The organism is Nitrospira sp., from assembly GCA_029194675.1.
Taxonomy (GTDB): Bacteria; Nitrospirota; Nitrospiria; order Nitrospirales; family Nitrospiraceae; genus Nitrospira_D.
In genome coordinates, this window is record JARFXP010000007.1 from 1 (window position 1) to 15,220 (window position 15,220).

The 15,220-nt window shown below is 55.2% G+C and carries 10 protein-coding genes; 1 reads left to right on the plus strand and 9 read right to left on the minus strand.

Annotation, left to right across the window (positions count from 1 at the left end; all coding sequences use genetic code 11):
* Positions 1–1,814 (plus strand): response regulator (locus P0120_22720; GenBank protein ID MDF0677125.1); only part of this gene is annotated, 1,814 nt, incomplete at its 5' end.
* Between the two features lie 20 nt (positions 1,815–1,834).
* On the opposite strand, the gene P0120_22725 is transcribed toward P0120_22720, so the two are convergent.
* The 9 genes from P0120_22725 to P0120_22765 all read right to left on the minus strand — a co-directional run bounded on the left by P0120_22725 (position 1,835) and on the right by P0120_22765 (position 15,218).
* On the minus strand, positions 1,835–2,923 hold the full coding sequence (locus P0120_22725; GenBank protein ID MDF0677126.1) for a phosphatase PAP2 family protein: 1,089 nt from the start codon (positions 2,921–2,923) through the stop codon (positions 1,835–1,837).
* 75 nt (positions 2,924–2,998) lie between these two features.
* Positions 2,999–4,123, minus strand: a complete 1,125-nt coding sequence (locus P0120_22730) for a hypothetical protein (protein ID MDF0677127.1) — start codon at positions 4,121–4,123, stop codon at positions 2,999–3,001.
* A complete protein-coding gene (locus tag P0120_22735) occupies positions 4,110–6,320 on the minus strand; it encodes a M1 family aminopeptidase (protein MDF0677128.1) in 2,211 nt (736 codons plus the stop codon). Before P0120_22735 ends, P0120_22730 begins: the two co-directional genes overlap by 14 nt.
* Positions 6,321–6,331: 11 nt before the next feature.
* Positions 6,332–7,117, minus strand: coding sequence for a response regulator (locus P0120_22740; GenBank protein MDF0677129.1), 786 nt, complete (start codon positions 7,115–7,117; stop codon positions 6,332–6,334).
* An 89-nt stretch (positions 7,118–7,206) separates the two neighbouring features.
* The gene (gene ftsY, locus P0120_22745) at positions 7,207–8,142 is read right to left on the minus strand and encodes a signal recognition particle-docking protein FtsY (protein ID MDF0677130.1); all 936 of its coding nucleotides are present in this window, start codon (positions 8,140–8,142) and stop codon (positions 7,207–7,209) included.
* Between the two features lie 2 nt (positions 8,143–8,144).
* Positions 8,145–8,639, minus strand: a complete 495-nt coding sequence (ybeY, locus tag P0120_22750) for an rRNA maturation RNase YbeY (protein ID MDF0677131.1) — start codon at positions 8,637–8,639, stop codon at positions 8,145–8,147.
* Positions 8,639–9,706, minus strand: coding sequence for a PhoH family protein (locus P0120_22755; GenBank protein ID MDF0677132.1), 1,068 nt, complete (start codon positions 9,704–9,706; stop codon positions 8,639–8,641). The genes ybeY and P0120_22755 overlap by 1 nt, the downstream gene beginning before the upstream one ends.
* Before the next feature lie 91 nt (positions 9,707–9,797).
* Positions 9,798–10,862, minus strand: coding sequence for an Ig domain-containing protein (locus tag P0120_22760; GenBank protein ID MDF0677133.1), 1,065 nt, complete (start codon positions 10,860–10,862; stop codon positions 9,798–9,800).
* A 6-nt stretch (positions 10,863–10,868) separates the two neighbouring features.
* The gene (locus tag P0120_22765) at positions 10,869–15,218 is read right to left on the minus strand and encodes a PilC/PilY family type IV pilus protein (GenBank protein ID MDF0677134.1); all 4,350 of its coding nucleotides are present in this window, start codon (positions 15,216–15,218) and stop codon (positions 10,869–10,871) included.
* Positions 15,219–15,220: the final 2 nt, after the last annotated feature.

A 15,220-nucleotide genomic window follows, 5' to 3' on the forward strand; every position in this document is an offset into this window, starting at 1 on the left:
TTTCGTCCGGAGAAGAAGCCGTCAGGCAGGCGAAGGAACTTCGGCCGGACCTGATCCTCATGGACATCCATCTCGGTGCCGGCATGGACGGCGTGGAGGCGGCGAACCTGATCCGTACCAGGTTGGGTACCCCGATTGTGTTCCTGACGGCCCACTCCGACGAAGCCACCCTCCAGCGGGCCAAGGTCACGGAGCCCTCCGGCTTCATCCTCAAGCCCTACGAGGATAGGGACATCCAAACAGCCATCGAGATCGGGCTGTACAAGTCCATGATGGACCGTCGGCTGCGGGAAAACGAGCAATGGCTTACGGCCTCGCTCTCCAGCATCGGCGACGGCGTGATTGCTACGGATGAGGGCGGGCGGGTGCGGTTCATGAACCTGGTGGCCGAGCGGCTGACGGGGTGGACAAAGGCCGACGCCCGGGGTAGAGACGTGCTTGAGATTTTCCACATCGTTGAGGAAAAGACCCGTCAGCCCGTCCCGAACCCGGTTCATGGCGCACTGGCAACGGGCTCTCCCACCAATCTCTCCCAGGATACCATTCTGATCGGCAGGGCCGGGGCCGAATTCCTCCTCGACGATATTGCGGCCCCCATCCGGGACGTGAACGGCAGGGTCGAGGGAGCGGTGCTGGTGTTCCGGGACGTCACGGAGCGCCGCCGACTGGAAGAGCATCTGCGGCAGGCGCAGAAGATGGAGGCCATCGGGCGGCTGGCGGGCGGCATCGCCCACGACTTCAACAACATCATGGCCGTTGTCATGTGGTTCGGCGAACTATTGCTCGCCGGCAACCAGCGCGCCAAACAGAGACAAGAACTCGCACGGAACATCCTTGAGGTCGGGAAACAGGGCGCCATGCTCACCCGGCAGATCATGGCGTTCAGCCGTAAGCAAATCCTCATGCCCTTTGTGCTGAGCCTGAACACCGTCCTGCGGGATATGGGGCCGATGGTGAAGAGCCTCATCGGGAGCGGCATTGAGCTCGTGGTCGAGCTGGCCCCGGACCTCGCCCTCGTCAAAGCCGACCCGTCGCAGATAGGGCAGGTGGTCTTGAACTTGGCGGCGAACGCCCATGACGCCATGCCGAAAGGCGGGCGGCTGACCGTTGCCACAGCGAACGTCGAGTTGGGCGAACCGACGAGCCAGCAGCATCCCGACGTGACGCCGGGCCGATACGTCCTGCTGTCGATTCGCGACACCGGAAGCGGCATGTCCGATGATGTGCTGTCTCACATCTTCGAGCCATTCTTCACGACGAAAGATGCCGGCAAAGGAACCGGCCTCGGCCTCGCCACGGTGTACGGGATCGTCAAACAGAGCAGAGGTCACATCGACGTGTCGAGCAAAGTGGGGCAGGGAACCACGTTCCGGGTGTACCTGCCGGTGGTCAAGGAAGCCCCAACCACGCCGAGCAGCCCGAGCATCCAGCCGGCGACGAAGGGCCACGAAACGATCCTGATCGTCGAGGACCATGACACGGTCAGGAATATGATCGCGATGCTCCTCCAGCAGCATGGCTACAACGTGCTGGAGGCGTCGAACGGATCGGAAGGGCTGGCGGTAGCGGAGAACCACCGGGAACCGATCCATCTGGTGATCACAGACTTGGTGATGCCGAAGTTGTCCGGGCGGGAGATGGCCGATCGGCTGACGGTGCTCAGGCCTGGGCTACGGGTGCTGTTTATGTCGGGATACACCGAGGATGTGGTCATTCAGCAGGGTGTGGAGTCATCCACAGTGGACTTCCTGCACAAGCCGTTCGACATCGCGGCCCTGACGCAGAAGGTGCGGGAGATACTGGATCGGGAGTAAATCGGGGCAAGGTGCAACGGTCACTGAAAGGGCAGCACTCCTCGTGCATCAACGAGAATCAAAATGGCAATGGCCAAGCCCGCCATGAGAGCACTTTCCCGTATCATGGACCAGCCAGGCGATTGCTCAGCCTGGTCGCCGTTCCGGCCTAACGCGTCGAGCCAAGCCGCCATGCAGGCAAATCCAACCGACGAGAGGACGAGAGGTGAAGTCGTCATGGCAGCCAGGCCGTACGCGATCAACAGCGTCGAGGTATTCAAGTGCCGACTCTCTCCTGTTCCTCCTCGACGAACCCAATGAGGTCGCCGAAGCCATAAGCCGCCCGCTACCGCCCCAGCCCCTAGCGTCAAGAAGAGGATGCCCAGTGCTCCACCCTCCATTTGACGGGATAGGACCCAGAGCGAGGCAAAGAGCGCCGACGTTCCCATCGTAGCATGTCGTAGCCCATCCTGGATTGAAGTGCGCCACTGTCTTAATGGAGCCGTAGCGATGAAACCGCTGAGAATGCCGAGCACCGCTCCTCCGACAACATCAGTCAGGAAATGCGACCCTCGAAGGATACGACTGAGCGCGACGAACAGTGCGATCGCGATACAGAGCGGTCCAAAAAAAGGAAATTGTTTAGCCAGCACCGTGGCGACGGCAAAACTCGCCGTGCTATGTCCCGATGGAAATGAGTCCAGCCCCGATGCCAAGGAAAGAGTCATCTGCCAGTCTCCCGAGTGGACGAACTTCGGTCGGGGCCTTCCGATGAGATGTTTCAGTCCGTTGGCGAGCAATGCGGCGATGCCATGAGCGATCAGCGACTGAACGGCAACCAGCCTGATAGTCGGCTTTTCAAAAGCCCATGCGCCAAGGAGCAGTAGGATGCTTAAGGATGCCAGTCGCCATCCTTCGCCGATCCAGTCTCCCATATCGCTGGTGAACGCCATCCACGGAACAGTGAGTTGATCCCATGGTAGATGAATGGTCACCGAGCGCACATACTTGGTAATCGGCAGATCAAACTGAGCCACGCCGAGAAAGTTGATGGCCAATGCGGCGCAGGAACAACCGCCTGCGGCGATCGAGGTAAGCTTGTTCCGGGATGACTGTGACGAGGCACTCATCAAGCCACGATCTGTAGCAAGGCTCCCTGGATTTCCGGAACTGACCACCAATCGCTCATCGTCGATTACCGTGCCTTACGGCACCCAGTCAGCCAGGAACACGTTGAATTCCCCAGGCTCCTTTGCATGTCGATCCGATACCCAGACGAGACGTTTACCGTCCGGAGAAAACATAGGGAAGCTATTAAAATGTCCCTCCATGGTGAGACGTTCTAATCCGGTTCCGTCATCACGCACCAGATACAGATGGAAACTGGGGCGTCCCCCTTCCCCTCTCGTTTCTATGTTTGAGGAAAAGATGATGCGTGTGCCGTCGGGATGAAAATAGGGAGAGAAATTCGACGCGCCGTTGGTTGTGACCTGTTTCTTGTTCGACCCATCGGCATTCATCACAAAAAGTTCAAGCTGACCGGGCTCAACCAGACGTTGTGCCAGCAACTCCTTGTATTTGGCCACTTCGGATGGATCGGTCGGATGGGCCGCCCGATAGACGATTCGCTTGCTGTCCGGTGAAAAGAACGCTCCGCCGTCGTATCCGACATCGTCCGTCAGGCGACGCACGTTCGAGCCGTCCAGATTCATCGTGTATAGGTCAAGATCTCCATCCTTCACGGATGTCCAGACAATGGTTTTCCCATCAGGCGAGATCGTGGCCTCGGCATCATATCCCGGCGAAGCCGTCAGCCTCCGCATGTCCTGTCCGTCAAGATTCGAAGAGTAGACATCGTAATCGTCGAGCGCCCATCGATAGGCCCCATCCCGTTTAGGTTTTGGCGGACAATCGGGCCCGGCCGCGTGTGTCGAGGAGTAGAGCACCCGACTGTCACTGGGGAAAAAATAGCCGCAGGTCGTTGCGCCTTTCCCGGTACTCACCAAGTGGACGGTCCTGCTTTCCACATCCATCACATACATTTGATAGCAGCCCAGGCCCGACTCGGCTGGTTTGCCGACAGAGGCCGGCGAATCCCTCAGCCAGTTGTTCGTCGATTGCAAAATCAACTTGGTCCCGCTGAAGGAAAAATAGGCCTCCGCGTTCTGGCGACCAAAGGTCAGCTGGCGGATATTGGCGAGATGCGGTTCCATAGAACGCGCCGACACCACAAGCTCCTTCGGCTGATCAGCTGCCACTGCAAACGGGGAAATACTCATCAAGGCACAGAACCCCCATAGCCACATTCCCGCGGTCCTACGGCCTTGCATCAATCCTGACCTCCTTCACATCCGGAGAACCTTGCCACACTTCCCGTTTCGTCACGACTCCGTCTTGAAAAACGACGAAACTATGCCACCCATAATAAAACAGGAAGCGCGAGAGTTTTTCGACTGCGCCAGAAGTCACACCATACAGAACCGTGATGATGCTGTCCGGCACATTCGCCCGATGGCAAGAGAAGAGCACGGCCAGCTTCGGCCCATCATACGCCTGGCCATCGATCTGGAAACCTCTCTCTCCGAGTGCAACTCGGTCACCGCATGATTCCTGCACCGCGGACTGAACAGCCTGTCGCTCGTCGGCTCCTGCCAATACCAGGATCGATCCATCGCGGGGGAGGGAATTCTCTTTGAGAGAGATCACCGTAGTTCTATGCGATCCCGTTTGTTCATGATCGGTGATGCGAGACACAACCTGCTGCAACGGGGAAGCAGGGTCGGAAAACGCCCGTACCACGGTCTTCTGTCGATCCGTCACATAGCCGTTCAGCATGGGCGGCAGCTGACGTCTCGTCAGCCGGCGAAAACTCATCAGATCGGGATCAAGCTCCACCCGTAACGGCTGATCGGGAAGGACGAACTCGGCAACGCTCGCCGATGAGAGGCTAAGCACTATCGGCTTGATGTCCGTCGATTCCTTCATCACGATGCGGACGGGGATCGCCATCCGAAACGACTTCCCGGCCTGCTCCACCTGAACCGTCAATCGCCAAACTTCTCTGCTCTCCTCTCCTTTCACACGGCGAGCGTAGGCATCGCGCAAGGATACAAGAGGAGCGCCGGGCTGTTCGACCCATTGCTCGAAAAACCACCGCAAGTTCTGACCGCTCTCTCGAGAAAAGACTTCCTCGATCGATCTCCAGTCGGCCGGGCGATTGCGATAGATACTGACGAAGGCCTTCAAGCCTCGCCAGAATGGCTCGTCTCCGATTTCTTGGCGAAGGAGGTGAAACACGAAGGCCGATTTCTGATATCCGATGGCATTGTCCTTCTCGTCGTGTTTTCTGAGGAACTGCGCCACTGCATAATCTTCGTCGGGTTTCACATAGAGGTTGTACCCTTGAAGCATCATTCGTCTTTGCTCAAAAGCCTGCTGGGTATCCTGAACCAACTCGTGCCAGTAGTAATTTGCCAGGTAGGTCGTCAATCCTTCGACCCAGTTGCCGTGCTCATCGCGATTGAACACCGAATTGCCGATCCAGGAATGGACGATCTCATGCCCCAAGGCATAGGGTTGCACGTAGTGCCGCTTGATGCTGCCGCTACCGAGGAGAGTGAACGACGGCAGACCAAGGCCGCTCGGAAAAAAATTCTCTACCACCGCAAATTTCTCAAACGGATAGTCCCCCAATATCTTGACATACGCGTCGAGGTATTTTGCCGCCGCCTCGAGATACTCCTCCGCCACGCCCGCATTGTCGGGAAAGAAATAGGTCTGGAGCTCAACCCGTTGTCCGGTCGGACCTTTCCATTCTCTCAATTTGGCCACAAACTTATTGGCGACGAGCGTGAACGCTTCAGACCGGTCCTGAGCGACCCAGGTCGAGGAGACCTTTCCTGCATTCGTCGTCTCGGTTTCCTTCCGTCCCGATGCGATCGCAGTCCATTCCTGCGGAATCTGAGCAGCCACTCGATAGGTACTGAGTGAGCCGGCGACATCGGGGTACCATCGGCTTTCACCGCTCAGATACACGCCTTCCAGGCCGATGTGCCCCGCTGTTTCGCTGGGGGTGACGAACCGCAAGTGACGCGGTTCCTTCGGCGGTTCATTGATCTGGCCACGATAGTGCATGACCAATGTGACCATCCGGCCACGCTCTGTTGGAAGGGAAACTATGATGCGCTGAACCGTGGTCTCAGAAGGACGCAGGCTCGTGAATGGGACGACGTCGCCCCCGTTTCGTTGCCCGCCCGAGATCGCGTGCGTTCGCACGGCGATGGACTCGACATGCAGCGTATGTGCAAGCGTGAACGTGACCGATGTAACCTGTGGATCAACCTCCAGTTCGATCTGATCGCTCGCCATCAATTCGTGCACAGCGGGATTCAGCTCGACAGAGAGGTCATGGTGAACGAGTGTGAAACCTTCATTGGATGGTGAGGCCAAAGCGTCCCGAATCGGGACGACGGAGATCAATAGAAGATTAATGAGGCAAAATTGAAGAGCCAGTTTCCCGATAGACATCAGGAAACTTTTTAACACTCGCGGCAGACGAGTACAAGCTGGATCGCGGTCAAGAGTCGCTCAAGGTCGACCGGTTTTATAAGAATCTCCTGAGGGCCTAGACTCCACGCTTCTTGAAGCAACTCCTCATTGTGACTTCCGGTCATGATGATGATACCACCCGAATAACCCTTGTCACGCAGGGAGCGAAGAACTTCGATCCCTGGCATTCCGGGCATGATCAGATCGAGCACGATCGCATCGGGCGACATGTCTTCGACTATCCGCAGAGCCTCGTGACCATCTTTGCCACCAAAGGCTCGATAACCGCGCAGACTGAGAAAACGGACCAAGAGGTCGCACAGGAGAGGTTCGTCATCGATTATCAAGACAGATTCATCGATCTGCTCGATGACATTCCCGCTGCCAAGAGGAGGCTGCGCGGTTGTTGACGGCACAGGTAGCTTTGAGAGTCGACTGACGGCTTCGACGAGGACGTCCAACGACAATCCTTTTCTGATAAAATCCGTGGCTCGTAGAGCGCGTGCTTGATTCTCCTGAATTTCGGTTGCTCCTCCGCCCAGGATAATCACCGGCGCATGGGGGTCGATAGCCCGGATTTCCTTCAAAACAGTTAGTCCGTCCATCTCCGGCATACGAAGATCCAGCAGGGTGACTCGGGGATTGTGTACACGGAATAGATCAAGACCTTCTCGTCCACTGGTCGTCGAAATGACGTGGCACCCTTGGCGGGTAAATACACTCTGCAGTAGATCGCAATTCATCTGATCGTCATCCACGATCAAGACTTTGATCATCGCTGCCAACCCTTCCTCAACCTGAAAAACCGTACCCTGGGGAAAAAGAATAGCACGAGACCGTGAACGATGAGAAGACAATGCGGGGTTTATGAAGAGGAAGTCGGCTGTCCGAACAGAGCCGCGACAAACGCCTCGGCATTGAAGTCCTGGAGGTCCTCGGCTCCTTCTCCCACACCGATGAGGCGCAAGGGAAGCTTCAATTCTTCGGCAATCGCGACGACGATACCCCCTCGTGCGGTCCCATCAAGCTTTGTCAGAGCAAGTCCAGTGACCCCCACTGCCTCGTGAAATTGACGGGCCTGCGCCAGCGCGTTCTGTCCGACCGTGGCATCCAGGACCAACAGCACTTCATGTGGTGCACCGGGTAATTCCTGAGCGATCACCCGTTTGACTTTCCGCAGCTCGTCCATCAGATTAAGCTTTGTGTGCAAGCGGCCCGCGGTATCGACTAGAACCATGTCCATCATCCTGGCTTTGGCTGAAACAATGCCGTCGAATGCCACGGCAGCCGGATCTGCACCGTGTCGTTGACGGATCACCTCCACTCCGATCCGATCCCCCCAAACTTGAAGTTGTTCAATGGCGGCTGCACGAAAGGTATCTCCTGCGACGAGAAGTGGTCGCCGTCCAGCCTGACTCATTCGCTGTGCAATTTTGGCGATGGTGGTTGTTTTTCCTACGCCGTTGACACCAATGACAAGGGTGACAAACGGTCTAGGGCCTTCATTGACCAGCTGATCGATTGTAGGTCCAGATACGGATTTTAAAATACTGTAGAGTGACCGACTTAAGACATTCTGAAGCCCTTCCGAAGTTTTTGCGTCCGCTCCGCGCGTCTCTTCCCGAACCCGCTGCATCAAACGGCCGACGGCGCAGGCGCCAAGGTCAGCAGCGAGCAGCGCCGCCTCCAGATCTTCAAGCAGTTCTTCGTCCGGTGTACGTCCGAGGAATTGGTCGAGGGATTGTTGCACGACATTGCGTGTTTTGCCTAGCCCTTCGCTCAGCCGTTGAAACCATCCCATCGTCAACGACCTCGCATTTGCCGTTCACTACGGAACGTTATTATGCGAGACACAGGAGAAATCAGATGCACCAGGGTCCGTTCACGACGTGACATTCTCGCCGCTTCTCGTTGATTACGTTCATGATCGTATCCGCAGAGATGGAGCACCCCGTGCACCAACAGCATAGCCAGCTCATTGTCGATCGATCGTCCGGCTTCTTTTGCTTGGCGAATGGCAGTTGGTAACGAAATCACGACGTCACCAAGCATCTGGGTTGGAGGACTCGCACCTCGCGGCATAACGGCTTCGCGGATAGGGAAAGCCAGTACATCGGTCGTTCGATCCTTCTTGCGGTATTCACGGTTCAGCCGTCGCATACGTCCGTCTCCAATCAATTCTAGACTCAGTTCCGATCGAGGCTCTCCGACTGCCGACAAGACACGTTCGGCTAGATAGGCCAGTGTGGTTTGTCGTACAACCAGCCGCGTGAGACGTACGCGAAGATAGACAGCCATCAATGGGAACTGCTGGATAGATCGGGCGACGACGAGCCGGCAACGGGCGACTTGCGGGGGTTGGATGATGGGCGCTGGTGAGAGGCGACCTGCCCTCGAGCATGTCGAGAATCACCGCTATTTATGGGATGATGACGATCATAGGCCTTGATAATATCTTGAACCAGTCGATGTCGGACCACATCCTTTTCATCAAAGTACACGAACTCAATTCCCTCAACCTCTCGGAGAATGTCTTTCACCTGAATGAGGCCGGACACTCTATCACTCGGTAAATCGACTTGCGTGATGTCGCCGGTAACGACAACTTTTGAATGGAACCCCAATCGGGTGAGAAACATTTTCATCTGCTCTGCTGTAGCATTTTGTGCTTCATCTAGAATGACGAAGGAATCGTTGAGCGTTCTTCCGCGCATGAAAGCCAGGGGGGCGATTTCAATATCTCCCCGCTCGATCAAGCGATTCGCTCGCTCCATGTCCATCATATCAAACAATGCATCGTAGAGTGGCCGCAGATAAGGATTCACTTTTTCGTATATATCGCCGGGCAGAAAACCGAGTTTTTCCCCTGCCTCAACCGCTGGCCGAGCAAGAATGATCCGGCTTACCTCTTTGTTCAGCAGGGCACTGACGGCCATCGCCATAGCTAGATAGGTTTTCCCCGTTCCGGCCGGGCCGATGGCGATCACAATGTCATGCCCCTCAATCGCTTCGATGTAGGCCTTCTGTGTGGGCGACTTGGGACCAACGAACCGTTTTTTTGTGACGATCATTGCCGACTCGCCGAGCAGGTTCATGAGCGAAGCTTCGGGAGTTCGACGCAATGCGCTGAGCGCATGAGTTACATCTTCAGCTTGGAGTGAGATCCCTTGGTTGGTCAGGGAGGCAAGCTCGACGAGGATGCGTTCTGCTTGACGGACAGCCTCGGGAAGACCGTCCAGCGTAAGTTCCTCCCCTCGCGCAGAGAGCCGGACTCCCAACTCGTCCTCGATCAACTTGAGGTGCCGGTCATGGTGACCGAACAGAACAGCGGTATTGGTGCCTTCTCGTAGCTTGAGCTTACGCACGAGTTTAGGGTGGTCTCCCTCCTACACCATGAAGAGATTGTAACAGACTAGAAAAAGCAGACACAAGCGGAGACAACATTCGGAGGAGATTTCAGGTTCCCGACGGCTTAGCGGGACCTGTGCTGGTCAAAGTCAAATCGAATTCCTGTGTGGCCATACCACCATACCCGTCTTTGGCCGCTACTTTGATATGGAAGATTCCCTCTTGATCGGACGGGATCTGCCATAGGATATGGCCGGATGTTTCATTGATGCTCATTCCGGTCGGGGCGGCTTCTAGATAATAAATCACTCGGTCGCCATCCGGATCCATAGCTTTCACAGTGTAGTCGAAACGGTCTTGCGAGTCTGAGATGGGAGGAGTGGAGACGATCCGCGGAGCACTATTCCCAAAAACGAGTGGTTCAGACTTCAAAGAATTCCCCGTAACGGCGGGATCATGCGCTGTCACCTCAACCATAATTTTATCGTGAGCCACAAATCCAGTCGTATCGAGAAAGGATTCTTCTCCTTCCTTAATCGCGGTTTCATTGCGATACCATTTGTAGGTCAAATCAACTCGATCATGGTCTGGATCGCTCGCTTCAACCACAGCTTCAATCTTATCCCCACTCCGCGCAGCCTGAGGTGTCAGTAAAATAGCCACCACCTTCGGGGAAGTATTCCCAACCTCGATGCTTTTCGCTCGATATGGGTGACCTTTATTAACACCGTCCGAGGGGATAATTTCCACAAAAACTGACTGCCCACGACTTAACATTTCAGCTGACAAGGTAGCGTGGGTTTGTCCGGCAAGAGCGGTGTTATCCACATACCATTGATATAAGAATGACACCGCCTCTCGCTCAGGATCTTGTGCATCGACCTGAACACCTACAGGCCCGGTCAGCTGGATAGGTTCGTTAAGGATCTTCGCAGAAGTAATGGTTGGAGGCTGGTTACCCTTACCCGAAGTCGATCCATTAGCCGCACCTGGCGAAGAAGCTGTACAGGACGTGCTGAAGAGTACTGCGCAGATACCCAAAGCCAGGAGTAAATATCGAGTAATATTTATAGATGACGTGTGCACATCGGTCGCTATCGATTCGTTACACTCACGGAAGTCATGGCGAGAATGTGCCACACCCATGACCTGTTTAAACAACATTCCCATCATGGCACCCTAGTCCCGTTGATGGACCCAGCTGACGAACCTACTATAAGTGTCGCCTTTGCCCGTATTCGTGCATATCGTGCTGCTATTACTCATCTGCGAGCATACCTTGGCTCCTGGGCCGGTTCCTCCACCGCCTCCTCCTTCATAGCCGAAGTGGACTGACAAGGCAGAGGCCATACCAACCCCAAGCGAGACTTTCGTCGTCACATTGGTATTGCTACCGGACGTCGAAGTTCCAATAACCGGTGACATGGAGGCAGTTCCAGTCTTGTAGAAGAGCCCATAGAGATAGCTGGCCCCGTCCGAGGCGCAGAAATCGGATGTCGGAGTGAAGGTCGGAAAGAAGACCGTCCCTCCAAACAGAGCCGGAATCACGACAGACCGTTCAGCTGAGTAGTTCGTGACAATGCCTCCATTCGTAATACTGACTGGACCTGGCAAGGTGACGCGCCAACCATCTTTCGAGGCCACCAGGCCGACCATCGAGGTCGTTCCCGTTCCGTTGAACGTTGTGACACCAGGATTGGTCGGATCAGTTACTTGATTGGTGGAGCCACTGCAAACAATGCAGACCACGGCGTTCGTTGCATCGACAAGATCATTCGTCCAACAACTGAGCTGGTTGGACTGTGTGCAGAATCCGTTCACCACTTTGTCTTTCATGCCGTACAAGCGCTGGATGGTGTTATCAACCTTGTCGGAATTCCCGATATATCGTCCCGTTCCAAAGAAGACCCACACTTGATTACTATCATCGATTGTCCAGGTCGGAGCAGCGGTCACAGGACCTAATTCAACTGTTCCAAGTAGAGGATCGTTGAAAGTATCAATCATTTCGGTCGGCACACGATTGCCCCCGCTTGCTATCCCCCAGCTGATCGGCAAACAGGGAGCTGCCGTACAGCCCATCGTGAGACGATACATTTTCCCTCTCCAAGGCAGAGACCCGTCATGCAAAGTTCGTCCCGCATACACGACATCCGTCCTGAAATCGAGATCCTTATCGGCCGAGATCAGGCCTGTCATGAAGGATCGAAGGGTCCCTACAGGCATACGGGTTACATTGACGTTGCCTATGCCAGGTCCCGCAGCCAGATCCACCGTGTAGAGAGCCGCTGACTGAGTCGGCGGGGTTGGAAGGTCTCCTTGATAACTATTGGGACCAGACCCGAACACGACATACCACTTCTCATTGACCTTGCTCGTTATGGCATCACCTGTCGGATTCGTCCGAACAACGGTCGGAGTGCTGGTTGTCAGACCAAGGTCAATATCGGAGAAGGTCCATAAGAGTTTCGGATCTACTTCGGGGTTAGTGATGTCGAGGACAAAGAACGCGCTATAGAACGTACGCGGGACACCACCGATAGTGGCCGTCATGGGAGGCGCACCAGACCCTACGACACATCTTCCGCAGCTCCCACCCATGCGGAACCCTCCGATCAGAATCGTGCCCCATCCTCCTGGGTGATCGGCATCCGGCGTGAAGATGCGGACATCTGCCACAGTCGGCTTGAGATCGACGTAATAGACATGCGTATAGTCGGTCCTTGCCAACCATTGCAGTTGGGGAAGCAAGTGCATCGGAACAAATCCCCACAGCTCGGCTCCCAGATTTGGCCCACTTGAATTATCAGTAGGGTTCTTGGTGAACCACCCGTGCTCGACTGTTCCGGGAGTCGCTGGGTCATCGCCCCTGTGATAGAAGCCGCCGTTGAAGGCGTGGAGCATCCCATCATTCGCTCCCAGGTACATCACCTGCCGCCTGTTACGATACTGCAGATAGTAGGCATTATATGATGCATCGCCGTATATCAAATCAAACCGAGCTCTTGGTGCGGCAACAATGGTCGGCGTGGAGTGAATCGCGTCACCGAGTTTCCAGACCTTGAACGTTCCGCTGCCGAGCGGAGTCTCGATCATCCTGGTGCGCAACCCTGCCACTTCATCGCCCCGGATGAAATTGATGAGATTCACGGCATTACTGCTACCCGAACAAACATCCCCCGGATAGCGAAGATAGTCCCTCAAGGCGTTACAGTTCACTGTACTGAAATCGATCTGCTCAGCAGGATCCACGAGGCCATTAATATTTGAATCAACCCATGTGAGAATCTTGCGCGATGCGGAGGGAGTGTTCGCGAGTTCCGCACCGGCCTCCCAGATCGGCTTGATATTCTTCAGATCATCGCCGAGGATGGTCGGCGCGGAATTATCAGCGACACCGTCACCATTGAGATCCACATACTTGTCCACTAACACTTTTCTATACGTTGGGCTGAGTGGATTATTGTCGTACCTCGTCGTAATGATCAGATCGTTCCTATAATCGAGCACACCATCCTTTACGGTATCTTCTCTGAAGTTGCCGAACCCATCGACGAACAGGCCATGGGCATAGCCCGTCCACTTGACGTTCGCTCCACCCTGTCCGATGTCGCTAGTGAAGAAATAGGCCTGGTAGATCGATCCCTCACCAGTCGAGGACGATGACAACACAGAGACCGACGTACCGGAGGCGCTCTTCCGCAAGATAGCGGTGATCGTGGCCATCAGGCGATCTTGGAGGTCATCGACGTTCGAAGATTCGAAATAATTATCTGGGATACCGTCGGTTCCTGGAGCGCCGGTAGCGTTGATGACTTTGTCCCATTCTGAAACCAAGTCAGGGATATTGTTACCATTACTATCCTCAAATCCACCGAGCTGGGCGGTGTGCATCAGGATTTCACGCCCGGCGATGTTCCCGAAGGCAAAGAATGTATAGACAGTGAGATTCTGGAACCCTTGCAGGCAATGGCCTGTCACAGCAAGAACCGGAATCATCCCGTCGGCTGTCCCATTACAGGGCCGAAGATCATTCGTATGGGCCCAGTAGGCGACGTCGTCAAGGTAGTGGTTCCCACTGCTGGCATAATCTGTTTTATGTTCACCAAGCAGGGTAGCCGGGGGAGTAGTACTATTCGTATTGCACGTCCCGTTCGGCGCATGAATCGTGGCGTTGCCTCCAACACAATGGAGCCCGTGTCTCCCATGAGCATAGTCCTGCAACCCGGCAGGAATGTTCGTATCCTGAGTCGGTTCTCCGTCTGTTACGAGGATGATAAAGGTCTTACAACAAGCCACCTGAGTAGAGGTGGACGCCCATGCCGGTGTGTGATTGCTGCCAAAAAAATAAGGATCTCGCCCACAAGCATTGGTGATGTAGCCGGGTGGACAGACCTCCGTGCCGGTCAGAACGGTAAGTTCTGAAGCCCCGATGGATCCCTCTCCTGTTCCCTGAAAACTCACCCCGTTTGAATTACCCCCAGAATATGCAACCGGGTACACGTACGATCCAGAGAGGTAGGTTGACTTAATCTGTGCCACGTAACGCGTCGTTTCATAGAGCGACTCAGAGAGGGGTGTCCAGGTCGAGGGGAATGATTCCTGAACTGCATCCAGCATGGCAGCCGTATTGGTGTTGAACGTTTCTACAGTACTGCCATTGAAGTCGATTGATTGACGTGATCCAACCCCCACCAACATCCGGGCGCCATCGCCGGTCGGTTTGAATTCAAAGAGACCGAATCGTGCGGAAGCTCCGATCTGCTGGATGACACCCGTTTGCTCGAGGCTATAGCCGACCTTGATTTCATATTTCCGCTGGCTGAAGCTATCACCGCAGTTGCTATCAAAACTGTTGTCGTTGTCGACGCAGAAATAGGCAGCATCGGTGCCAATATATATAGTTGCTGGATTGCTCCCCCTATCAGCTGAAGGAATCCTACCCACATAGGTGTTAGCCCCTGCACCAGCGTTATAGTTCACGAGTGCCAATTCTGTATTCACCCCCGACACCTGAGCCCTCACCGTCTTCAGCGCGGGGCTTCCGTTTGTCGGGCAAGATCCATCAGCCGCACGGGCCACAAAACAATCACCTCCACTCATGGCTTTCTTGAGCGCATCGAATCGCCGGAATGTGGCCCAATTGAGAAAGTTACCATCCCACTGAGTACTCGGGCAGGCCGTGGCTAGGGTCGCCTTCGCAGTTGTTGGTTCAAAACGTGTATCCCCTGTATCGTACGTATAACAGGTCAACGTATCAAAGTAGCCGGACCAGTTCGTGGTGTTTGTGAACACGAGATCCGCAGCATCCACACAGTCTCCGTCATCAGTGCGATCACACCCTAAACCGCTCATACTGCCGGAGTTATCGAGCACCAGGATGATGTTCGGCGAGACCTGATCGCTGACAAAGGGAGGCACGGTATAGTACTGATCCATCGTCTGGGCCTTGCCCACCGCAGGCAGCGCAAGGCAACCGATCAGCACGAGTACGGCGGTTCCACGAAGCGCAAGGTTCCGGCTATTCATGG